Source organism: Rhodobacteraceae bacterium M385, assembly GCA_025141835.1.
In the GTDB taxonomy this organism is placed as follows: domain Bacteria; phylum Pseudomonadota; class Alphaproteobacteria; order Rhodobacterales; family Rhodobacteraceae; genus Gymnodinialimonas.
In genome coordinates this window covers 958156-981267 of the sequence record CP081102.1, presented here as the reverse complement: position 1 = coordinate 981267, position 23112 = coordinate 958156, and the positions used below count along the sequence as shown (strand labels likewise).

22 protein-coding genes are annotated in these 23112 nt (G+C 61.6%); 7 read left to right on the top strand and 15 right to left on the bottom strand.

Translation table 11 applies throughout. The features are described from left to right. Genes K3728_04810 through K3728_04800 form a run of 3 tightly spaced genes read left to right on the top strand, consistent with a single transcriptional unit; the run spans nt 1 to nt 3067 of the window. Entirely contained in the window at nt 1-660 is a 660-nt protein-coding gene (locus K3728_04810) for a response regulator transcription factor (protein UWQ96557.1), read from the top strand. Next, nucleotides 657-2045 (top strand): sensor histidine kinase, encoded by a 1389-nt coding sequence (locus K3728_04805; GenBank protein ID UWQ96556.1) that lies wholly within the window; start codon nt 657-659, stop codon nt 2043-2045. The genes K3728_04810 and K3728_04805 overlap by 4 nt, the downstream gene beginning before the upstream one ends. After that, nucleotides 2015-3067, top strand: coding sequence for an ABC transporter substrate-binding protein (locus K3728_04800; GenBank protein UWQ96555.1), 1053 nt, complete (start codon nt 2015-2017; stop codon nt 3065-3067). The genes K3728_04805 and K3728_04800 overlap by 31 nt, the downstream gene beginning before the upstream one ends. 4 nt (nt 3068-3071) lie before the next feature. Here the strand turns inward: K3728_04800 and putA are convergent, their stop codons facing one another. Beyond that, nucleotides 3072-6479, bottom strand: a complete 3408-nt coding sequence (gene putA, locus K3728_04795; GenBank protein ID UWQ96554.1) for a bifunctional proline dehydrogenase/L-glutamate gamma-semialdehyde dehydrogenase PutA — start codon at nt 6477-6479, stop codon at nt 3072-3074. Between the two features lie 121 nt (nt 6480-6600). Between putA and K3728_04790 the strand changes: the two genes are divergently transcribed. The 3 genes from K3728_04790 to K3728_04780 all read left to right on the top strand — a co-directional run bounded on the left by K3728_04790 (nt 6601) and on the right by K3728_04780 (nt 9248). Next, on the top strand, nt 6601-7080 hold the full coding sequence (locus K3728_04790) for an Lrp/AsnC ligand binding domain-containing protein (protein ID UWQ96553.1): 480 nt from the start codon (nt 6601-6603) through the stop codon (nt 7078-7080). A 107-nt stretch (nt 7081-7187) separates the two neighbouring features. Further along, entirely contained in the window at nt 7188-8405 is a 1218-nt protein-coding gene (locus tag K3728_04785) for an FAD-binding oxidoreductase (protein ID UWQ96552.1), read from the top strand. Between the two features lie 12 nt (nt 8406-8417). Next, on the top strand, nt 8418-9248 hold the full coding sequence (locus K3728_04780; GenBank protein ID UWQ96551.1) for an NAD(P)-dependent oxidoreductase: 831 nt from the start codon (nt 8418-8420) through the stop codon (nt 9246-9248). Between the two features lie 4 nt (nt 9249-9252). Here the strand turns inward: K3728_04780 and K3728_04775 are convergent, their stop codons facing one another. From K3728_04775 to K3728_04745, 7 genes are all read right to left on the bottom strand, one after another. Beyond that, on the bottom strand, nt 9253-9720 hold the full coding sequence (locus tag K3728_04775) for a hypothetical protein (GenBank protein ID UWQ96550.1): 468 nt from the start codon (nt 9718-9720) through the stop codon (nt 9253-9255). A gap of 115 nt (nt 9721-9835) precedes the next feature. Further along, nucleotides 9836-10651, bottom strand: coding sequence for a 2-oxo-hepta-3-ene-1,7-dioic acid hydratase (gene hpaH / locus K3728_04770; GenBank protein ID UWQ96549.1), 816 nt, complete (start codon nt 10649-10651; stop codon nt 9836-9838). Further along, a complete protein-coding gene (locus K3728_04765; GenBank protein UWQ96548.1) occupies nt 10648-11502 on the bottom strand; it encodes a fumarylacetoacetate hydrolase family protein in 855 nt (284 codons plus the stop codon). Before K3728_04765 ends, hpaH begins: the two co-directional genes overlap by 4 nt. Then, a complete protein-coding gene (locus tag K3728_04760; protein ID UWQ96547.1) occupies nt 11499-12896 on the bottom strand; it encodes an aspartate aminotransferase family protein in 1398 nt (465 codons plus the stop codon). Before K3728_04760 ends, K3728_04765 begins: the two co-directional genes overlap by 4 nt. A 12-nt stretch (nt 12897-12908) precedes the next feature. After that, entirely contained in the window at nt 12909-13892 is a 984-nt protein-coding gene (gene hpaD, locus K3728_04755; protein UWQ96546.1) for a 3,4-dihydroxyphenylacetate 2,3-dioxygenase, read from the bottom strand. Further along, nucleotides 13892-15403: a 5-carboxymethyl-2-hydroxymuconate semialdehyde dehydrogenase gene (hpaE, locus tag K3728_04750; protein ID UWQ96545.1), complete on the bottom strand. Its 1512-nt coding sequence runs from the start codon at nt 15401-15403 to the stop codon at nt 13892-13894. The genes hpaD and hpaE overlap by 1 nt, the downstream gene beginning before the upstream one ends. Next, complete coding sequence (locus K3728_04745) at nt 15400-15789, bottom strand: 5-carboxymethyl-2-hydroxymuconate Delta-isomerase (GenBank protein ID UWQ96544.1); 390 nt, start codon at nt 15787-15789, stop codon at nt 15400-15402. Before K3728_04745 ends, hpaE begins: the two co-directional genes overlap by 4 nt. 89 nt (nt 15790-15878) lie before the next feature. Here K3728_04745 and hpaR point away from each other — a divergent pair, with 89 nt between their 5' ends. Continuing rightward, the gene (gene hpaR, locus K3728_04740) at nt 15879-16325 is read left to right on the top strand and encodes a homoprotocatechuate degradation operon regulator HpaR (GenBank protein ID UWQ96543.1); all 447 of its coding nucleotides are present in this window, start codon (nt 15879-15881) and stop codon (nt 16323-16325) included. Between the two features lie 36 nt (nt 16326-16361). On the opposite strand, the gene K3728_04735 is transcribed toward hpaR, so the two are convergent. The 7 genes from K3728_04735 to K3728_04705 all read right to left on the bottom strand — a co-directional run bounded on the left by K3728_04735 (nt 16362) and on the right by K3728_04705 (nt 22935). Next, nucleotides 16362-17123, bottom strand: coding sequence for a PhnD/SsuA/transferrin family substrate-binding protein (locus K3728_04735; protein ID UWQ97452.1), 762 nt, complete (start codon nt 17121-17123; stop codon nt 16362-16364). 46 nt (nt 17124-17169) lie between these two features. After that, on the bottom strand, nt 17170-18252 hold the full coding sequence (locus K3728_04730) for a DUF1513 domain-containing protein (protein UWQ96542.1): 1083 nt from the start codon (nt 18250-18252) through the stop codon (nt 17170-17172). Continuing rightward, nucleotides 18252-19259 carry an imelysin family protein gene (locus K3728_04725; protein UWQ96541.1) on the bottom strand — a complete coding sequence of 336 codons (1008 nt, stop codon included), beginning with the start codon at nt 19257-19259 and terminating at the stop codon, nt 18252-18254. Before K3728_04725 ends, K3728_04730 begins: the two co-directional genes overlap by 1 nt. A gap of 1 nt (nt 19260) precedes the next feature. Beyond that, on the bottom strand, nt 19261-20820 hold the full coding sequence (locus K3728_04720; GenBank protein UWQ96540.1) for a c-type cytochrome: 1560 nt from the start codon (nt 20818-20820) through the stop codon (nt 19261-19263). Between the two features lie 103 nt (nt 20821-20923). After that, the gene (bfr, locus tag K3728_04715) at nt 20924-21409 is read right to left on the bottom strand and encodes a bacterioferritin (protein ID UWQ96539.1); all 486 of its coding nucleotides are present in this window, start codon (nt 21407-21409) and stop codon (nt 20924-20926) included. After that, the gene (locus K3728_04710) at nt 21384-21650 is read right to left on the bottom strand and encodes a (2Fe-2S)-binding protein (GenBank protein UWQ96538.1); all 267 of its coding nucleotides are present in this window, start codon (nt 21648-21650) and stop codon (nt 21384-21386) included. Before K3728_04710 ends, bfr begins: the two co-directional genes overlap by 26 nt. Nucleotides 21651-21663: 13 nt before the next feature. Then, entirely contained in the window at nt 21664-22935 is a 1272-nt protein-coding gene (locus tag K3728_04705; GenBank protein UWQ96537.1) for a peptidase, read from the bottom strand. Between the last annotated feature and the right edge of the window lie 177 nt (nt 22936-23112).

The window sequence follows — 23112 nt, the reverse complement described above, 5'->3', positions numbered from 1 at the left end:
ATGCGGTTCTTACTCGTTGAAGATAATGAAGAATTAGCCGACAGCGTCGTGCAGCGACTGGGGCTGGATGGCCATGCTGTGGACCATGCAGGCACCTTGGCGGAAGCTGAAGATTGCTTGGCGGTAGCGGAATATGACCTGATTCTGCTCGACGTCATGCTGCCCGATGGCGATGGCCGCGACAGGCTGGCCCGCTGGCGCGACCGGTTGCAAACGCCGGTCATCGTGCTGACCGCGCGTAGCCAGATTTCCGACCGGGTGGGGGCGCTGGACCAAGGGGCCGATGATTACATCACCAAGCCCTTCGACTTCAGCGAGCTAGAGGCCCGCTGCCGCGCCGTGTTGCGCCGAAGGGGCGGTGCTGCGAAGAACGAGGTCGCCCTGGGTGATGCCATCTTCGACCCCACCGCGGGCACGTTGCGCAATGGCGACCTGCTGCTGGAACTGCGCAACCGCGAGATCCGACTGCTGGAGGTTTTCGCCCGCAACCCCGGTCACATCCTGTCAAAATCGCAGCTTATGGACCGGCTGTTTTCCCACGATGCCGACGTCACGGAAAACGCGATCGAGGTCTATGTGGGCCGTCTGCGCCGTAAGTTGGACGGCGTTGGCGTGAAGATCGAAACGGTCCGTGGGGCGGGCTACCGGATGACACCATGAGCGGATCTGCCCGTGCGCGCGGCGTGCGCCCCGGTTGGAGCATCGCCCGCAAGCTGACCCTGTTTCTGGCGGCAATCGTGGCGCTGTTGGCGCTTATCAGCTGGGGCATGGTGACCTCTTTCGCGCGGGAGGCGGCGGGGCGCACCCAAGACAACGTGCTAGAGGCATCGGCCACCTCGATTGCAGAAACACTACGCTCGGAAGGGGGGCAAATACGGCTGGAACTGCCCTATGCCGCCTTCTCGATGTTGGGCGCAATCAGTGAGGACCGGGTGTTCTACCGGGTCGCCACCGGAGAGGAAGTCTTGACCGGCTACGCGGATTTGGAGGGGCCAGAGGTCGCGCCAGGAGATGTCCAGTTTCGCACCCTCAACTACCGCGGGGCGCAGGTGCGGGCAGTCTCTGTCATGCGGGTGGTCCTCAGCAACGCCGAGGCGGTTCCGGTGGTTGTGACCGTGGCGCAAACCCGTGACGGGGTGCAAAGCATCGCGGCAGGCCTGTCGCGGCAGGCGGCGGTCTTGTCGATGGTTGTGTTCCTTCTCGCGGTTGGAATGTCGGCCATCGCGGTGCGGTCATCGCTGCTACCTCTCAACACCATGGCGCAAAACGTGGCGACGCGTGGCCCCTCGGACCTGCGCCCCTTGCGCAGACGCGGCCCGCCCGAGTTGATGCCGCTGGTTCAAGCGCTCAACCGCTTGATGGAGCGCCTTGGCGGGTCGATGAGACGGTCCGAGGATTTTATCGCGGAAGCCGCGCACCGGGTCCGCACGCCATTGGCGATTGTGCGCACGCAGGCCGAAATTGCCCTGCATTCGGTGGAGGAAGACGGCCAGAAGCAGACCTTGCGGCGGGTCATTCGAGCGGTAGATGACGCGTCGCGCTCGGCCTCGCAATTGCTCGATCACGCGATGGTGTCGTTTCGCGCCGACGCGTTGGCCCGCGAACGGGTGGATTTGCCAAGCCTTGCCAGCGGCGTGGCCGATACTTTGCGGCCCACGGCAGAGATGAAGGACATCGACATCGCCTTGACCCTGAGTGCGGGAAGGGTCGAAGGGGATGCGATCTTGCTGCAAAATGCCCTGCGAAACGTGCTGGACAACGCGATCAAATACTCGCCCGCCGAAACCATCGTAAGGGTGGACGTGAGCCAACAAGGGGACGAGGCGCGGATTGCGGTCAGCGATGAGGGGCCGGGGTTTGGAGACGGTTCAGCGGCACATCTGACCGAAAGGTTCAGGCGCGGCGACAAGGTGGAAGGGATCGTGGGATCAGGCCTTGGGCTGACCATCGCGGAAGAGGCGCTACGCGCCCACGGCGGGCGATTGGAATTGGGAAGAGCAGAGGGAGGCGGCGCATGTGTTTGGCTGATTTTACCAGCGTCTTGAAACGGTTGGTGACCGGGCTGCTCCTCGCTACGCTCCTCGCCGGGGCGGCAGCGGCGCAGAACTTCGAGATTGAGAACCGACGCGAGTATCCCGGCACGGGGCCCACTGTTCTACGGGTCATCTCCACTGCTGATCTGGATGTGTTCGAGCCGTTCTTGGCCCGATTTCAGGCCGAGAACCCGCAGGTGGGGATCGACTATGTCGTCGCCTCCTCGGCTGAAGTGCACCGGGCGGTGCGCGGCGGTGCGGCGTTTGATCTGGTGCTCTCCTCGGCCATGGACCTGCAATTCACCCTCGCCAATGACGGCATCGCGCAGACCTATTCCAGCAGTGTGACCCAAGCCTTGCCCGATTGGGCGCGTTGGAATGACAGGCTGTTTGCCTTCACCGCCGAACCCGCCGTGGTCGTCATCAACGACGCCCTATTCAATGGTCTTCCCCTGCCACGCACCCGCGCCGAACTGGTGACGCTTCTGCGCGACAACCCAGACCGGTTCGCGGGGCGTTTAGGCACCTACGACCTGCATGTTTCGGGCCTTGGCTACCTTTTCGCGACCCAGGAAGCGCGATCATCGGACGCTTATTGGCGATTGACCGAAGTAATGGGGCGGCTGGATACACGGCTTTACTGTTGTTCGGGCCGGATGATCGACGACGTGGCCAGCGGCGAATTGGCGTTGGCGTACAATGTCTTAGGCTCCTACGCCGCGCAAAGGTTAACGCGGGTGGAGGGGCTTTCTGTGCTGCCGTTGGAAGATTTCGCCAATGTCATGCTGCGCACGGCCCTGATCCCGGCCACGGCGACGGAAGTGGCAGCGGCGGGCGCAATGCTGGACGCGCTTTTGCGCGAGGGCATGGGCCAAAGCGCCGCCGAGCCGGTTTTGCCGCCCCTGCAAACGCGCGGCGAAGCTGACAGTTCGCCGTTCGGGCCGATCCGCTTGGGACCGGCCCTGATGGTTTACCTCGACCGCTTGAACCGCGAGAGCTTCCTTGCCGCTTGGGGCGCGGCGATGGAGCAATAGCGGCTCAGGCCACAGCGGCCAGAAGCGCTGCGTTACCGCCCGCGGCTGTGGTGTCGATGCAAGTGTGCCGTTCAATCGTGAGGCGCGGCTTCGGGTCGGCCTCCATAATCAGCGGCAGGATTGGGCCATCCATCGCGGCCAGCGCGATCCGATATGGCTGTGCTTCAGGCACGCTGCCCCAGTAGATCACGGCATCAAACGCTGGCAATTCCGCCAAAGCGCCGGGGGCGAGGTCGGGCGCAATGACCGGCGCACACCCCGTTGACGTCGCAAACTGGGCCTGAGCGCGGGCGGCATCTTCCCCCGGCCCTAGGCAGAGAACGCGTCCCCGTGGGTGGGTTGTCAGGCGGTTCGCCTCGCCGGTGGGGCCGGGTAGATCGACGGTGGCAAGCACCTGCTCTGCGGCCATCGCAACGCGGGTATCATGGGCTGCGGCCGCCACATCCGCGGGCACACCCGCGCGTCCCGCACCCATAGGCGCACGGCAGAAACGCGGCACATAGGACGGCCCGCCGGCCTTTGGCCCGGTGCCGGAAAGGCCTTGTCCGCCAAAGGGTTGGCTGCCCACGATGGCACCAATCTGGTTGCGGTTCACATAGAGGTTGCCCGCCTTGATCCGCCCCGTGACATCGGCAATCCGGTCGTCGATCCGCGAGTGGATGCCAAACGTCAGCCCGTAGCCCGTGGCATTGATCTCGTCGATCACACGGTCCAGATCACGGGCCTTGAAGGTGGCGACATGCAACACCGGGCCGAAGATTTCCTCGGCAAGATCGGTGATTGCGCTGACCTTGATAACCGTCGGCGCGATGAAGGTGCCCTTGCTTGGCGCAGTGCCTTCATGAAGGACGCGCCCCTCGGCCCGCGCGGCTGCGATATGCTTGGCGATACCTTCTTGAGCGCGGGCGTCGATGACGGGGCCAATATCGGTGGCCAGCGGCCAAGCGTTGCCCAAGGAAAGCTCATCCATCGCGCCGTAAAGCGCCTTGAGGAAGGCGGGGGCGATGTCTTCCTGCACGTAAAGGCAGCGCAGGGCAGAGCAGCGTTGCCCGGCCGAGCGGAAGGCGGACATGACCACGTCCTTCACCGCCTGTTCCGGCAGCGCGGTGCTGTCCACGATCATCGCATTCAGCCCCCCGGTTTCCGCAATCAGCGGCGCGGAAGGCGCAAGGTTTGCGGCCATCGCCCGGTGGATCGCTTGTGCCGTCGCGGTGGAGCCGGTGAAGGCCACGCCGTCAATCAGCGGGTTGCTGGTGAGCGCCGCGCCCACGCTCGTGCCTTCGCCCGGCAGCAATTGCAGAGCGTTCTTCGGAACGCCCGCTTCGTGCAGCAAAGCAACGGCGCGGGCCGCGATGAGGGGCGTAGTCTCGGCCGGTTTCGCCAGCACCGCGTTACCCGCCGCAAGGGCCGCCGCGATTTGGCCGGTGAAGATCGCCAAGGGGAAGTTCCACGGGCTGATGCAAGTCATGCGGCCCAAAGCGGGGTCTTTCAGATCGGCAATGCGTGCCGCGTAATAGCGCAGGAAATCAACGGCTTCGCGAAGCTCTGCTTCGCAATCGGGAAGGGTTTTGCCGGCCTCGCGGGCGAGCAGAGAGAACAGCTCTGCCGTGTGTGCCTCGTAGAGGTCAGCGGCCTTGTTCAGGATCGCGGCCCGATTAGCGGCATCCCACGGTTCAGCGGCGGCGATGGCTTGGGCGGCGTCTTCGGGCGTGGTCAGGCGCACTTGGCCGACAATGTCACTGGGGTCGGCGGGGTTGGTGATGTCCAGCACCTCGCCCGTTCCTGTACCCGCTTGCCAAGTGGCCTCGCGGAATGGCGCGCGGTCCGCGTCCAGCTTGGCCAGTGTCGCTGGGTCGGCCAAATCAACGCCATGGGAGTTCGCCCGCTCAGGCGCGTAGATTGAACCGGGCAGCGTGACCGGCGTGGCGGGGCGATCGAGGGTGATGAAGGGATCTTCGGCGACCGCCTCAGGGGGCGTTTCCTCATCCATTATCTTATGCACGAAGGACGAATTCGCGCCATTTTCCAGCAAGCGGCGCACCAGATAGGCGAGCAGGTCGCGGTGCGCCCCCACGGGCGCGTAAATCCGACAGCGAGAGCCATTGCCGCGATGCACCTGGTCATGGAGCGCCTCTCCCATGCCGTGAAGGCGTTGGAATTCAAACGCTTGCGGGTCGTCGGCCATCTCGATCACGGCGGCGACGGTATGGGCATTGTGGGTGGCGAACTGCGGATAGATGCGGTCGGTGCGCTCCAAAAGCTGGCGCGCACAGCTAAGATAGCTGACATCGGTGGCGGCTTTGGCAGAGTAGACGGGGAAGCCCGAAAGGCCCGCAACTTGGGCACGCTTGATCTCGGTATCCCAATACGCGCCTTTCACCAGCCGCACCATGATGCGTCGGTCGTGGGCCTCGGCCAAGGCATAAAGCCAATCGATCACCGGGGCGCTGCGTTTGCCGTAGGCTTGCACCACAACGCCGAAACCGTCCCATCCGGACAGGGACGGATCGGACAGTACCGCCTCGATCACATCAAGCGAGATATCCAGCCTGTCGGCCTCTTCCGCATCAATGTTGAACCCCATTTTGGCGGCCTTCGCGGCTTGGGCCAGCTGCAACACGCGGGGCACCAGCTCGGTCAGAACACGGTCACGCTGCGCTTCTTCATAGCGGGGGTGAAGGGCCGAGAGTTTGACGGAAATACCGGGGTTTTCACGGATATCATCGCGGGTGGCGTGTTTGGCCAGATAGGCGATGGAATCGGCATAGGCGGCGTGGAAGGTGTCGGCCTCTGCGGCTGTAACGGCGGCCTCGCCCAACATATCATAGCTGAAGGTATAGCCCTCGGCCGCGCGGTCACGGCCCCGCTTCACGGCGCTGGCGATTGTCTCGCCCAGAACGAACTGATTGCCCATCTCCTTCATCGCGCGGCGGGTGGCGGCCCGAATGACCGGTTCTCCCAAGCGTTTCACCGCGCCTTTCAGCGTACCTGCGATGCCTGCGCCGTCTTCGTCGGACAAAACCGCACCGGTCAGCATCAACGCGAGGGTCGAGGCGTTCACCAACCCTGATTTCGACTTGCCGCGGTGGCCAGACCATTCGGCGGGCACGATCTTGTCTTCGATCAGCGCATCGACGGTGGCGTCATCGGGCACGCGCAACAGCGCCTCGGCCAAACGCATCAGGGCCAGACCTTCCGCGGTCGAAAGGCCATATTCGGCCAAGAAGACCTCCATCAACCCGCCGCGATCCTCGGCCCGGATGTCAGCCACCATGCGCGTGGCCCGTGCAGAGGCCGCTTGGCGGATGTCGCTACTGATCGGATGGGCCTTGGATAGACGCGCCAAGGCGCTGGCGTCGTCTTCCAGGTAGGCTGCGGAAATGGCTTGGCGGAAGGCAGAAAGATTGGACATGGCACGCAGACTCCGGCGCAGGGTTGATAAACCCATGTAGCAGATGCAATGAAGGCAAATTGCCCGAGTATTGCTTGCATGATATAGTTTCGGACCTAAATCACAGTGGATATCAATCAACATGCCTCTCCCTCCGCTAGAAGACAGTGAACTTGACCCAGCCGATATGCGAATCCTTCGGGTGCTGGCCTCGGACGGTCGTATCCCCGTGACAGAACTGGCGTCGCGCGTGGGGCTTTCCAAAACGCCCTGTCAGACCCGCATGAAGCGCTTGCAAGAACAGGGCTACATTCAGGGCTTCCGCGCGATCCTTGATCCCGAGCGACTGGGGCTGGCCCATGTCGCTTTCGTCGAGGTCCGCCTGAGCGACACGAGAGAGCCCGCCCTGCGCGCCTTTAACGATGCCGCCCGCGCTGTGCCCGAGATCGAGCAATGCCACATGATCGCCGGGGCTTTTGACTATCTGCTTAAGGTGCGCTCCACCGACATCGCCGATTATCGCCGCGTATTGGGCGAAGTCATCAGCCGACTGCCCCATGTGACGGCCACCTCTACCCATGTGTCGATGGAGGCTGTGAAGGACGGAAACGACCTTGGTTAACCACTGCGACCTTACAGACGGTCACAGAGCTTGCGTTTGCCTCGCGGGCGCGTAAGCGTGCGCAAAAGTGCGTGCCCAAGAGGGCCCAAACATTCAGGAGGACGCATATGGTGAAAGCGGCATTTGACACGACACCAACGCGCGCAAGCTACGATGTGGTGATCGTAGGCGGCGCCATCATGGGGTCGTCAACGGCTTGGTTTCTAACGGAGAACCCAGACTTTAACGGCTCGGTTCTGGTGGTCGAACGCGACCCTAGTTACGCGCTGTGTTCAACTGCCCACACCAATAGCTGCATGCGGCAGCAGTTCTCGACCGAGCTCAACGTACGCATCAGCCAGTTTGCCGCCGATTTCGTAAAGAATATCCGGGCCCGCATGGGAAATGATGACCGCATCCCTGAACTGTCGATCCGCTCTTTCGGCTACCTCTATCTGGCCGATACGGAAGACTTCGCGGACGTCCTGCGCAAAAACATCAAGGTGCAGCATAAGGCCGGTGCTGCGACGCGGTTGCTGAGCGCCGATGAGATTAAGGCCGCCTACCCTTTCTATAACGTCGATGACATCGTGCTCGGCTCCATCAATACCGTGGATGAGGGCTATTGGGACGGTGCGACCGTGTTTGATTGGTGGAAACGCCAAGCCCGCGAACGCGGCGTTGAATATGTCGCCAACGAGGTGGTGGACATGACCCGCGATGGCGGGCGCATCAGTAGCGTGACGCTGAAGTCCGGCAAGGTTATTGCCTGTGGACACGTGGTTAACGCCTCTGGCCCCCGCGCCGCACGCACCGCGCAGATGGCCGGGATTGACGTGCCGGTCGAGCCACGCAAGCGCTATTCTTGGGTGTTTAAGGCGGAAACCCCGCTGGACCGCGACCTGCCGCTGACCATTGACCCTTCGGGCGTGCATTGCCGCGAAAACGGCGGCGGCACCTATCAGGCCGGAGGCCATGCCGAGATTGATCCGGCAGTTGATTACGATGACTTCCACATGGATCACAGCCTTTGGGAAAACCACGTCTGGCCGATCCTTGCGACCCGAATCCCGGCGTTTGAGGCGGTGAAGGTACAGTCCGAATGGGCCGGGCATTATTCGGTCAACACGTTGGACCACAACGCCATCCTCGGCCCGCACCCAGAGGTGGAGAATTTCATCTTCCTTAACGGGTTCTCGGGCCACGGGTTGCAACAATCCCCTGCCATGGGCCGCGCCACTGCCGAGTGGCTGACCCACGGCGAATTCCGCACGCTGGACATGGGCGCGTTCTCTTACGACAGGGTTCTGCGCAATGCTCCGATCACCGAGACCGCCGTTATCTAAGAGGCTAGAAACATGCTTGAGAAAATCGTCCTAACCGGAGCCGCAGGTCGTTGCGGTTCCATCCTTCGGCCCGCGCTGGCAGCGATGTGCAAAACCCTTGTGAGCACCGACATCGTGGACAGCATCGAAGGGCTGGCCGCGAATGAAACCTACGTGAAGGCCGATCTGGCTGACTACGGCGCAATTGCCGCGCTGATGGACAACGTAGAGATGGTCGTACATTTCGGCGCGATCGTGGATGAGGGACCGTTTGAAGAACTGCTCGGCCCCAACTTCGTCGGCTCTTACAACATCTGGGAAAGTGCCCAGAAAGCGGGCGCGCGGCGGATCGTCTACGCGTCTTCCATCCATGCTGTGGGGATGCACCCACGCCAATCTTATATAGGAACGGACGCAGAGCACCGCCCCGATACGTTCTATGGCCTCGCCAAATGTTTCACCGAAGATTTGGGCCGGATGTATTGGGAAAAGCGTGGGATCGAAAGCGTGCACCTGCGTATCCTGTCCTGCGCCCCGGTCAAGAACGCCCGCGCTTTGGGCACATGGTTAAGCGACGGCGATCTGGTACGCTTGGTAGAACGGGCGGTTGATACGCCGACCACGGGCTTTGCCGTGATCTACGGCGTGTCCGACAATGACCGCGCCCCGGTCGATAACTCCAAGGCCGCGTTTCTGGGCTACAAGCCGCAAGACAACGCCGAGCAATTTGCCGAGGAAATCCTTGCCAATGAAGGCGCGGGCGATCCGACAGATGTATCGCAGATGGTCCACGGCGGGCCATTTGGAACTGTCGCATTGGGCCAAGGGGGCGCATCGGCGGCCGCCAAGGGCGACGATCAGTAGAGAACTACAGATCAGGGTCTGTCCGGCATCCCTTTTGCAGCAATTCGCGCAGAAGTAATGTCGGATAGACCGCCTTCCCCTCGGCATATTGACTGGACGACATCAGCCATTTCCCGTCGATGCAACTTAGGGTGCAAAGGCCTGAGTAACTTTCCAGCGGATTTCCCGCCTTGTCGAGCAGTTGGCTCTCGTGGAGACCTTGGATCTCATTGGGCCCTGCAAACTGGGCCACTGTGCATGTTCGCTTGAGTTTAACTGCGCCCTCAACCGCCCTCATATGCTCTAGCAGCCGATCAAACACGTACCGCACATCTTCGGGTGTCTCCAAATAGACGCGGCCCTCGAAGGTTTCGACCAGATGAGGCAAATGTAAGAAGGGCAGATAGCGAGGGAAATCGGCCAACTGGACAGCATCGCCGCTGCCGTCAAGAACGGCCTGATAGATGCTTTGAGCTAACTGGCCGCCTTGCATTATTGCTATCACCACCTGTGCGCATTTAGGCTCTATAGTGCGACAGCCCCCTGCACGACGCAAGGCGCAGGAACTGCGAGCAAACAGTGGGAAAATTGTATAACAATATCAGAAGCTAGGGATGCTCTGCTTCCGCAAAGGCAATGTCGACCTGCCCGAAAGCGCCGAAATCTGCGCTGATCTGCGTGCCGGGCGGGCATTCCACGGGGCGAATGAAGCTGCCTGACAGGATGATTTGCCCCGGCTCGATGCTCTGCCCGTATTGCGCCATGCGTCGCGCGAGCCAAACGACACTTTCCACCGGATCGTTCAGTACGCCTGCGCCAAGACCGGTTTCCTCAACCTCGCCATTGCGCGAAGTGATCGCGCCGACCCACCGCAGATCATGGGCGTCGGGGGCGTGTCTTTGCGGCCCCAGAACCACGCCCGCATTGGCAGCGTTATCGCTGATCGTGTCGAAAATCTTGCGTGTCGTGCCCGTGGCCGCATCTACCCGCGTGATCCGCGTATCGAGTATTTCGAGCGACGGCGAAACGTAGTCAGTCGCCGCCAGAACCGCGTCCCGTGTGACATCTGCGCCGCCAATGGGAGCCTTCATCACAAAGGCAATTTCCGCCTCCACCCGCGGTTGGATAAAGCGCCCCGCAGGCACTGTGGAACCATGCTCAAACGCCATATCATCAAACAAAATCCCGCTGTCGGGAATGTCGATGTTCAGCGCATATTGCATCGCCTTAGAGGTCAGCCCAATCTTCCACCCAATCACCTTCCGTCCTTGCGACAGCTTGGCCTTGGCGATGGCGTTTTGAACGGCGTAGGCGTCATCCATCTCCATCTCGGGGTGGCGGAGCGTCAGCAGGCCGATCTGTTCGCCCGTTGCCTCGGCCCGCAGAAGATCTTCGGCGGCTTTTGCGTGATCTGCGGGGGTCATAGGACTTCATCCTCAACCGTGTTGCGCAGGGTGCCGATAGTGTTGACCTCGACCTCGACCACATCGCCGGGCTGAAGGTATCGGGGCGGATCAAACCGCGCGCCCGCCCCCGTGGGGGTGCCGGTGACGATGATATCGCCGGGCTGAAGCGTCATGAAGGTGGAGATATATTCGATCTCTCGCCGGATCGGGTGCATCATCCGGTTGAGCGTGTCGTCCTGGCGCACCTCGCCGTTCACCCGCGTGATGATACGGGCGTCGTCCAACTGGCTGGCACCGGTGAAGGGCACCAACCAAGGGCCAAGCGCGGCGGAACGATCCCAGTTCTTGCCTTGCGTCACATTGAATTTCGCATGCCGCACCCAGTCGCGGATCGTGCCTTCGTTGCAGATCGTCAGGGCGGCGATGTGGTCATAGGCGTCCGCTTGGCTGATGCGCCGCCCCGCTTTGCCGATGACAATCGCCACCTCGCCCTCATAGTCGAGCGTATGGTTTTCCGGGGGGCGTATCAGGGGGCGATTGTGGCCCGTGAAGCCGCTGGCAAAACGCGGAAAAAGGGACATGTATTTCGGCGTCTCGCTGCCGTCTTTATATTCTGCATTGCGGTCGGGGAAGTTCACGCCCACGCATAGGATACGGCGGGCGTCGGGCAGAACCATCTCGTACTGGACGTCCGTGTGGGTGACGGATTTGCCGGTTGTCAGGCCCGCGAGTTGATCCAGAGCGCCTGCCCGGATCACGTCGGACAGCGTGGCGAATTGCGGCAAATCGGGGCTGAGCGCGATCATGCCCGCGTCCGTCACGGCCCCATAGAAGGTTTCTCCCTCGGCGGAGTATGTCGCGTATCTCATTGAATAGTCTCCCAAACATCTGCGATCACATCGCGCGCTAGCATCACATCATCGCGGGTGCAGTCGAACTGGCCCACTTGGAAGCGGATCACCTTGCGGCCTTCAAAGGCACCTTGGGTCAGATAGATACGTCCATCGTCGTTCAGTGCATCGACAAGGCGTTGCTGGTCGGCGTCACTGCCGGGGCAACGGAAGGAAAAGAGGCTTAGGATCGGCTCGGATGTGATCTCGAACCCTTCCATCTGCCGGATCGCCTCGCATAATTCCCCGGCCCACAGGACGTGGTTGCGGATGCGCGCGCGCAGACCGTCGAGGCCATAGCAACGGATCAGGAACCAGATCTTCAACGCCCGGAAACGGCGGCCCAAGGGGATCGTCAATTCGCTGTAGTTCGTGACCGCATCGCCCGAGGTCTTCAGAAACTCCGGCTCTATCTTCAGGGTGTCACGCTGCGGCTGCGGGTCTAGCAGGAACTGTATCGAACAATCGAACTGCGCCCCAAGCCATTTGTGCGGGTTGAACACGATCGAGTCGTAGCCTGCCACGCCATCCCAGAAATCTGCATGAAACTCCGGGCAGATCATCGCAGACCCCGCCCATGCAGCATCGAGGTGCGTGTAAAGATCGTGCGCCTTGGCCACTGCAAGCACCGCGCCCAAGTCATCACAGGCGCCGACGCCCGTGCCGCCAGTGATCGCGATGACGCCGGCGGGCGTGTGGCCAGCCTCAATATCGGCAGCAATAGCAGCCTCTAACGCGTCCGCATCCATCGCGAAACGGGCACCTTTGGTGGAGATTTTCACCAAATTGTTTTGGCCGATCCCCGCCACCCAAGCGGCCCGATCAATGGAAGAATGCACTTGCTCTGAGCAATAGATCCGCAGCGCGCCCTTTTCCGAAAGCCCTTCGCGGTTGCCTGTGTAGCCCGTCGCCCTTTCGCGCATAGTTAGCACCGCCGACAAGGTCGCAGACGAGGCGCTATCTTGGATAACGCCTGTGTATTGCGATGGCAGATCAAGCGCTTGGCGCAACCAATCGACCATGACGCCTTCCACCTCTGTGGCAGCGGGAGAGGTTTGCCAAAGCATACATTGCGCGGCAACAGTGTTCACCAACTGCTCGGCCAACATCGACGGAGGGGAGGCATTGGCCGCGAAATACGCGAAGAAACGCGGGTGCTGCCAATGGGTCATGCCCGGCATCACGATGGTTTCAAAATCCGCCATGACCGCGTCCAACCCCTCGGCCCCATCGGGCGGCGCAGAAGGGAGTTGTGCGGCAATTTCACCGGGCGCGGTTTGCGCCCGCACGGGGCGATCGCGCAGGGTCTTGTGGTACGCCGCGCCCCAATCGGCAATCTTGCCGCCCCAAAGGGCGTATTCGTCCCAATCCATTGTCGTAGTCTCCTAAGGGGCAATAATCGGGCTGGCCTTGATCTGGCTGGCCGATGTGTTCACACCCACGAAGGGTGAGCCGTGTTTGAACCAGCTTTCCGGCGCCGGGGCACCCCAAAGGGTCTGGCGCTGAGGATCTTGCAGATCCCATTTTATCGGTTCCAGATCCGGGTCAACCGTCTGATAATCCGAGCAATAAATCTCGGTCCTGTGGCCGTCTGGGTCAAGAACATAAAGGAAGAAGGCATTGGATATCCCGTGCCGCCCCGGCCCCCGTTCAATATTGCCAACGTAGCCGGTGGTGGCCATCAGATCGAGCAGGTCGATGATATTCAGCGGCGTCGGCACCCAGAAGGCCATGTGGTGCAGGCGCGGCCCGGTGCCATTGGTGAACGCCATATCATGGACGCCGCCCTTCCGGTGCATCCACGCGGCCCAGAGCTTTCCGCTATCGGCGTCCTCGGTGTATTCCGTCACGCGGAAGCCGAAGTCCGAGTAGAACGCGACCGAGGCATCCACATCGGGAGAGAAGCAGTTGAAGTGGTCGATCCGCAGGGGCTTCACGCCATTATAGAGCGCGTATTTCTGGTGGATCGAAGGCAGACGGTCCATCTTATGATAGAACTCCAGCGGGATGCCCATATTGTCCGAGGTCAGAAGCGTGCGGCCTTGATAGGGGCGTTTCACCCATTCCGTCGGGCGGCCTTTGGCCTGAAAATACGCCTCGGCCCGGTCGAGATCAGCGTCATCGAAGGTCTTGAAACCCATGACCTCAACCGTGCCGGGCTGGTCGGACTTCTGCAAAATCACGCTGTGATGCCCGCGTTCCTCCATGGCGCGCAGGTAGATGTGGGTCGCATCCTCATCGGTGATTTGCAGGCCAAGGGTATCGACGTAGAACGCCTTGGACGCCGACAGATCGGACACATTCAGGCACAGGTGGCTGAGGCGTATCGTATTGAAATCAGGGTAAAGATTTGGCGCAGGCACGGGCATCAGAGCGCCCCCAACCTGGTGATCTTGTGTTGACCCAGGGCAAATCCCACGTGTTTTTGCTCCATATAGAATTCAAACGACCAATCGCCGCCGTCACGCCCAATACCGCTGTTTTTCACACCACCAAAGGGTGTCGGCAAATGGCGCACGTTTTCCGAGTTCACCCAGATCATGCCCGCCTCCAGCGCATCGGTGAACCGCAGGGCGCGGGTCAGGTCGTTGGTCCATACATAGCCCGTCAACCCATAGGGCGTGTCATTGGCGATTTGCAGGGCCTCATCTTCCGTAGTGAAGGGGATGGAGGTGAGGACGGGGCCAAATATCTCTTCCTGGGCGATACGCATTTGGTTGGTGGCCCCGGTGAACAGAGTCGGTTTGACGAAATAGCCCGCCTCGCCCTCCGCCTCACCACCCGCCGCGATGGTTGCGCCGTCTTGCTTGGCGATATCGAAGTAGCTGGTCACTTTGGCGAAATGTTCTTCGCTGATCAAAGGCCCGATTTCCGTAGCAGGATCCAGCGGGTGACCCACGCGAATGTTGTTGACCCGTTCGACCAGCTTAGCCTCAAATTCCTCACGGATGCTTTCTTGCACAAGAAGTCGGGAAGACGAGGTGCAGCGTTCGCCGTTGATCGAGTAGATCATGAAGATCACCGCATCCAGCGCCCGATCCAGATCGGCGTCCTCGAACACGATGACGGGGTTCTTTCCGCCAAGTTCCAGATGGTTGCGCTTGAGCGTGTCTGCGCCCTGTTTGGTAATCAGGCTGCCCGTCCGGCTTTCGCCCACAAAGGCGATGGCGCGGATTTTCGGATGTTCGCACAGGGCTTTGCCCGCTTCTTCTCCGAACCCGTTGACGGTGTTCAACACACCGGGCGGCAGGCCAGCTTCCTCCGCGATCTCCACCAACAGGCGCGCTGTCAGAGGCGAGGCTTCGGCCGGCTTGTGAACCACCGTGCAACCCGCCGCGAGGGCTGGCGCAATCTTCCAGGTAGACAGCATGAACGGCGTATTCCAGGGGGTGATGACCCCCACGGGGCCAATGGGCACACGGCTGGTGACGTTCATCAAGGTCGGCGATTTCAGGTGTTGCCCGTCGCGAGCCTGCACCACTTGGTCGGCGAAATAGCGGAAGTTCTCGGCGCCACGCAGGGCGGCTTTGGACATGAACTTGAAGGCTTGGCCCGTGTCCCAACATTCACAAAGCGCGATTTCCTCGGCACGGGCTTCAATCGCCTCGGCCACGCGGATCAGGATGCGCTTGCGCTCAGCCGCGGGCATGTCGCGCCAAGCGGGAAACGCGGCAGCGGCGGCCTGCGCGGCCTTGTCGATATCAGACGCCGTGCCATGGGCCACGTCGCAGATCACGCTTTTATCCACGGGCGATATCGTCTGGAACACGCCCCCCGCCCCGGCGACATCTTCCCCCGCGATGCGGTTGCGAATGCCGGTGTCTTGGAGTCGTGCCAGATAGCCGCTTAGTTTCGCAATGTTGTCGTCCAGCTTGCTCATGGGGTGCCTTTCAGGTGGTCTCGGATCGTGCCGCATTTGGGGGACAGCGCGGCGTCGATGTCGCGCATCTCAGCCGACAAAGCGATGGAATGAGAGGCCATCGCAGGCGCAAGAGCCGCCTTCGCAGCGTCAAAAATTCGGGTGATTGCATCTTGCTTCACCTCCGCCGGGCGGCCTTCGCGCAACCGGACCGAAATATCAATGAACCCATGTTTCGGGTTTCCATCGGCAATCGCATAGTGATCGACACGCGTGGCGCGGACGCGGATGCCGGCCAAGGGAAAAGCCGCAATCGTAGCAGCCTCGGCCCGGATCACCTCACACAAGGCGGCCATATCCACGGTGCCGTCGAGGTTGGCGGAATAGTCGATCTGGAAATGCGGCATGATACCCTTAACATGTTAATTGTTGCGAAGTTAAGTAAATACGTGTTGTAATGTCAAGCCTGCCTTGGCAGCACAAGACAACGTTACAGATGGCCCGCCCTATGCAGAAACTCCCCCCCACTTCGCGATCTTTGCCCATCGCGCTGATCCGCGCCCGCGAAGGCGTCATGGCCCCGATCCGCGACATGCTATCGGAGACCGGTATCACCGAGCAACAATGGCGTGTCTTGCGGGTGCTGTCCGAGAATGGTCCGTTGGACGCCACCACTCTGGCCGAGCGTGCCAGCCTATTGTTCCCCAGCCTCACCCGGATCGCGGCGAAGATGCGTGAGAAGGGGCTGGTGAGCCAGACACGGGACGATGTGGACCGCCGCCGCCATTTCATCGCGATCACCGATGAGGGGCAGAAGATCATTGACGAATGCTCCGGCACCGCGGCTCAGATCGCCGCAGATACCCGCGCTCAATTGGGGGACGAGAATTTCGAAAAACTGCTCGATCTTCTTGCCCTGCTGGAGCCGGGCGCAAAGGGGTAGCCCAAGGGCGGGCCGTAGAACGCCGGACAGGGCGTATTAGGGGGAAGTAACCGGCGTCCCCGGCGGGTTCGGCACGGCCAGATAATCCGCCTTGGGGATGCGGATGATCCCTTTCAGGCCGAGGGCTTGGGCGTCATCCGACGCAAGCGTGGCGATGGCGTCTTGCACCACTTCAAAGACCGCGTCTGCGTCGTTTCGCGCCGCTGTGATGAGCGGCAGGCCGGGGGTTGGGGCGGTCCAGTCGAGCACCCGCAGTTGCGCGGTGAATGCCTCAAACCGCTCCATATTGCGCCATGACACGGCATCAAGCGCCGCGATATCTGCCGCTCCTTCTGCCACCGCGCGGGCCGAGGCCAGATGCCCCCCCGTCTGCACCCGATCCGCGAAGAAAGACCCGCGCGCCTGAAGGTGCCAATAGGGGGCTGCGAAGCCTGATTGGGAGAAGTTTTGATTATACGCAAACCGCGCGGTTCCGAACACGGAAAGGTCCACACGCGGATCATCGGCGCGCACCACCAAGGCGCTGCGATAGTACCCCGGAGGGCAGCCATCGACGCCGTAATCCGGCGTACCAACCAGCGAAACCTGATCGTGCAGCCAAAGCCGATACGGCATTCCGCAGGTCTGGCTCAGCGCCAAATGCGGGTCACGCCATACGGTGAATTCATCGGCCTCCTGCGATAAGGCGTCGGGCGCTTGGATGCCCCGGCCCCGCAAACCATCGCGGATCAGTACCCACAGGCGATCATGGGCCACCGACAGCTCTGCCCGTTGGTACATCATCAAGCTGGCAATCATCGGGTTGAGCCTTTCAGGAGACATTAGGCGGGGCCCCGCCAAAAGCCTACAGGCGCACCAGATGATTGTCGAAGGCCCGCGTGTGGGAGGTCAAGTTGTGTACGGCTGCGCCGCCGTCAAACCGCCCCACCGTGCCACTGCCGTTGGTGAAGCAGAAGCCGCCAGCGGGGTGCTGGTTTAGCCCGCAAACATCGCCCGAGGAAGCGCTCTCGATAAAATCGCCCCGCGCCACGTCAAAGACCTGAAGCAACCCGCCACGGGGCGAGGTGATGCCGACACGCCGATGATCGCCCGAGAACGACACGCTGCCTGCATAGCCTTGCATCGCGCCGTGGCGCGCGGCGTCAGGGGCCAGCAAAACCGCCGCCTCCCCCTGCCGGTGCAGGCCCAGAAGCGCCGGGGCCGTCGCCGGATCACCCTGCCATTGCATCGCAAATGCCACGGTGCCGTCGGGGGTCACATCAAGGTGCCGGATCGAGTTCAGGTGATCTTCTGGCGCGGGCTCAAACTGGTCCAGAAGAACGCCTTCGGACGACAGGTAGCTCAGGTTGGGGCGCATGATGGGCAGGTTCAACTTGGCCCGACCGCTATCAGGATGCGTCTCGATCCCACCATTGGCCACCACAAGGGTGCCGCTTCCCGGCAGGCGCAAAATATCATGAGGTCCAACCCCACCTGAGGCAAATTCACCGATCCGACGATAGCCCCGCGCCGCATCCCAGATGCCGATCATCCCACGGGCGGCGTCATAGTCGTTCTCGGTGGTGAACAACCGCGAACCATCGGCCGAAAACACCCCGTGGCCGTAGAAATGCCGGCCCTCTGGTGCCTCGATCCGGGCCACTTGCGCACCGGTGCTGCAATCGATCACGATCGCAAAGGTGCCGGGGCGACGGGCGAAGGCGATAGCCTCGGGGCGGCTTGGATGCACCGCCGCTGCGTGGCCCCTGTCAGGCAGCGCTACCTCGAACGTGAGGTGGCCTGAGGGGTCCAAACCGCAGAGGGAATAGACCCCATCGGGACGTAAAGACGCGGTGACATAGGCCGGATGCCCCGCATCGGCCCAAGAGGTTTGAGGCGACAGGCCCGTCGCCAAAAGCCCCGCCAGAACAGCCCGACGCGCGACCATCAGTCCCCGTCCAGAGAGTTAAAGCCCGCCGAGACCCCAAGGCTTGGCCCCATCTCTGTCAGGATCAACGTGCGCAATTCGTTGATACGCTGTTGCAAAACCTCGACCCGGAACCGCCGTTGCGGATCGCTGACGCCTGCCAGCGCTGGATCATCCAAGGCCTCCAGCCCTTCGTTCACTGCATCGAAATGCGCCGCGACATCTGCCTGCATGTCGGGGCTGCCGTCAGCCAAAGCCCCGGTCAATTCGGACAAGCCCTGCATAGAGGCCACCAGCATTGGCACGCTACGCTCGGACCGTCTCGCCTCGGCCCGATTGGGGCGGGGGCGATCAAAGGTGCCAAGGGGGCGACCAAGGCGGACATCGGCGTTGAACTCCAACCCGGTGGTGAGCGCATTGAACAGGGCGCGCATCGCCTCCTCCGGGGATTGATAGCGGTCATTGCTGCCCGCGCTGCGCATCAGGTCGGCGTGCGTGCCTTCCCAATCCGCCGCGATCTCGGCGGTGGTCGTGGCCATGTCCGTGGCCATCACCTGGATCAGGTCACACCGGTAATCCGCCCCGCCCCTTTCGGTGAACTCTGGATCAAACAGCAGGAACTCCATCGCGTAAAAGCCCCGCCCTGCCACGGAAACGCTGGTGAACTCGGCCAAGTCACCGACGACCGGATCGCTGTCGTCGATCAGTTGCGCCAAGGCGCGCGGCGTGGCGCCGCGACTGTCGGGCCAAAAAGCCAAGGCGAAGGCGCGGTTGTCAGCCTCGAACGGGCCAAAGCGCAAATGCGCCACATGGGCCCAAGCATCGAACGCCGTGTGGTAGGCCGGGATCAGCGCCGACGGCGTGCAATCCTGCGCGGCGGCATCGGCAAACGCGGCGCTGGCCGATGCGAGCTCGGCAACGCCCGGCAAGACATGGGTATCAAGGGCCGCATCTATGGCAGCCGAATGGTCTTGAGCCGCAACAGATGTGGGCAGGGCAGCAAGCAGGGCAAGGGTGGGGAGGCGCATGTTAAAGGCTTTCCAAAAAGGCAATCAAAGCGGCACGATCGGGGGCAGGCATGGCGACGACTGCATCGCGGGCGGCTTCGGCCTCTCCACCATGCCACAACACAGCTTCCAGCAAGGACCGCGCGCGGCCATCGTGTAGGAAATAGCTGTGGCCGCTGACGGTTTGCGTCAACCCGATGCCCCACAGCGGCGCGGTGCGCCACTCGCGGCCCGTCGCGCGGCCTTCGGGCCGATTGTCGGCCAGCCCTTCGCCCATGTCGTGCAACAACAGGTCCGAGTAGGGCCAGATCAACTGGAAGCTGGTGGCCGGGTCGCCCTCTTGCCGATGGGTCACGTAACTTGGCACGTGACAGGCAGCGCATTGGGCAGCGTGAAAGACCTCTCTCCCCCGCAACACGGTGGGATCATCGACGTCACGGCGTGCCGGAACCGCAAGGCTTTGGCTATAGAACGTCACCAGATCGAGGCCGATATCGTCAATCTCGAATCCATCCTGCTCTGCGTCACCCCCATGAAGCGCCGCGCGGCAATCGGCCTGAGCCAAGGTGCATTCGCCCCACCCGCCGGGATGCAGCGGGTTAGAGATGCCGATATCCCCCGCAAAGGCCGCCGCGCTTTGTTCGCGGATCGTGGGATTGCCCGCCTTGTGGCCGAAACGGCCCAACATCGGTTGGTCGTATTCCAACGACCAGACAATCTGCGGACGGCCAGAAATCCCGTCTCCGTCAAGGTCATCGGGGTCGGCATTGGCAAGGATATCCTCTACCGGAATAGCCTCGATCATTCCCAGTCCGATCATCTGGTTCGCCACGCGCGGGGATAGCATCGCGTCGGGGTGTAGCGGGCCATATCCAAGGTCCGCTGCCCGGTAAGTGGGCGCACGCAGGGTGGCAGTCTCGCCATCGGACAGGGGAACTTCGACCTCCTCATAGGTTACGTCGAAGGAGTATTCCGCCCCATGGCCCGGCAAGCTGAAGTCTTGCAATTGGGTGCCATAGGTCGGGTCGCCCTGAGTGGCGATGTAGTCTGCAATCTCGGACAAAGGCCCGCCCGTGATTGTGGGTGCAGGGATAGAGATGCGCAGGAAAATGGACACGGCGCTATCGTCTGGCCCCTCGGGCGGATGCCCGCGCCCGTCCTTCAAGTGGCAGCGCTGACAAGACCGGGCGTTATATAGCGGGCCGAGGCCGTCGCTAGCCAAGGTCGAGGCAGGCGGCGAAACCCAAAGCCTGCGGAACAGCCCGTTGCCGACGCGGAAGTTCAGCTCATCCTCAAAGCTCAGGTTATCCAACGGCTGCGAAAACGCATCGGCATTGGCCCGCGGGCGCACGGTCCCTGCCCCGGCAGAGTTTTCCTCGAACGGAAGCGCCGTGGTGAAATCCTCCGGCGCTGCGGTGACCGCCGCGATGCGGGCGCGTTCTTCATCGGTGCGGGGAATAACGTTCAGGTGAACATCAGCCAGCCCTTCCCACGCGGGCACAGGCAAAGAGGTGTCGCCTTGGGCCGCAATGCCAACGGCAAGGGCAATCGTGCCAACCAGTAGGGGGAGCGTCTTGTTCATTTTCAAAACCTTAAAGGGCGACACATAGATATCCCATGTACCGCCCCCTTAAAGATATGTGACCGACCGCATCACCTAGGCGCAATCGCGGCCCGAAAGCGCGTTACTCGGCCTCGTCCATCTTTGTCGCGTTCAGATGCGCGTAGTTCTGTTCGCCCATTTGGGCGATCAGATCCAACTGCGTTTCCAGGAAGTCGATATGGCCTTCCTCGTCCGTCAGAAGCGCGTCAAACAAATCTTTGCTGACGTGATCGCTGACCGAAGAACAATACTCGCGAGCCTCGGTGTAAAGCGCGCGGGCTTCCAGTTCAGCTGCCAGATCGCATTCCAGCGTCTCTTTCGGGGTTTCCCCGATGCGCAGGCTATCTAGCTTTTGCAGGTTCGGATGCCCTTCCAAGAAAATCACCCGCTCGATCAGCTTGTCGGCGTGGTTCATTTCTTCGATGGATTCCTCACGGCTTTTCTTTGCCATGTGGCCCAAACCCCAGTCTTCCTGAAGTTTGTAGTGCAACCAGTACTGGCTGATTGCGGTTAACTCGCTGCGAAGGGCTCGGTTGAGATACTCAATTACCTTGCTGTCGCCTTTCATGGGCAGTTTCCTTAATTGATGGGGCCTCAGGCATGCGGAAGCCTGTGGGGACCTTGTGATTTTCGTTGCTTTTCATCGTCTCGAGGAAGAGCGGTAGACACCCGCCACACTCTGCACGCTTTTGCAGGGCCCGGTAAACCTTGCCCGGTGTGATGACCGTTTGCGCATCCGCGGTTCTCATCCAGTTGATAGCCGCATGAATATCGTGGTCTGAAATGGATTGGCAGTGGCAAACGATCATCGGGAAGCTCCGTTTATTCGAATACGGCCGAAGGGTTGTCGAGGCTGTCAGAGCCTTCAAACGCGATGGCATCAAGGTCCAGCTCGGCAACGATCCGTTCAATCGTCTGGGTCTGTTCGATGAAGCCGTTGACGCCGCCCATGACCAGCGCTTCGCCCGCTTCGTTGCCACGCTCCAGCATTTGGTCGTAAGCAAAGCCACTTTCCGCAGCCGTCACGATCTGGCCCAGTTCGCGCATCGTGTTGGACAGACGCACGCGCATTTCCGTATCAAGGTCCGGGTTGCTTGCCGCTACCAGATCAGACAGCGAAGGCCCGCTAACAACCGAACCATCGGCGCGGACGTATTCGCCCAAGTAAACGTTCTGGACGCCCAAACCATCAAGGTAGTGGTCGTTGTGGGTGTTGTCGGAGAAGCAGGAGTGTTCCTCCTCGGGGTCGTTCAGCATCACGCCAAGGCGCATCCGCTCGCCCGCGACTTCGCCGTAGGAAAGCGAGCCCATGCCCGTCAGCATCGCAGAGATACCCGCATCCGGGTTTTCCGCCAAAGCCGTGCGCACGTCGCCGCCCGCAGACCACTGGCCCGCCATCCATTCCAGATCGCTCACCAACAAATCGGTCGCAGCAACAAGGTACTGGGCGCGGCGGTCGCAATTGCCGCCGGTGCAATCGTCGCCTGTGGCGTAATCCGTCCAGGGGCGGTTGCCTGCGCCTGCGCCGTGGCCGTTCAGGTCTTGGCCCCACAGCAGGAATTCAATGGCGTGGTAGCCGGTGGCCACGTTTGCCTCGATCCCGTCGGCTTCGTGCAGGGTCTCTTCCAACAGCGCGGGTGTGATTTCGGACGCGTCAATTTCGGTGCCCGAAAGGGTGAAGGTCGCATTGGCGATCACGTTCAGCGCGGCAAATTCGTTTTCGTCGCTAGGACCGCCATAGCCACCGTCCACATAGTCGATCAGGCCCTCGTCCAGCGGCCATGCGTTCACGCGGCCTTCCCAATCATCCACCACGGCATTGCCGAAACGGTACACTTCGGTCTGCTGGTAAGGCACGCGGGCCGCAAGCCACGCGGCACGAGCGGCCTGAAGGTTCTCAGCCGATGGCGCTTCCACAAGGGCGTTAACTGCGACCTGCAACGCCTGCGCGGTGGTCAGGCTGTCGGCATAGGCTGCCTCGGCAATGTTGCCATAGGTTTCAAGCACATCGGCACGATCTTGGGCGACGGCGAAACCCGTGGACAGCGCAAGCGCGCTGGTGGCGAGGGTAAGGAGGAGAGGGCGGCGGTTCATGTGGGGTGTCCCTTGGTCTGTACAAATCTAGCACCGCGACGACAGAACAGACGCAAGGCCCGCTGGTCGACTCGGCTTCATCGCCATAGCTGACTAATTTAGTCGCCTATGGCAAGTCTTAGTTTTTCTATCAGGTATACAGCGCGGCCCCGAAGCGCAGTTGTCGTTCGCCAAAAT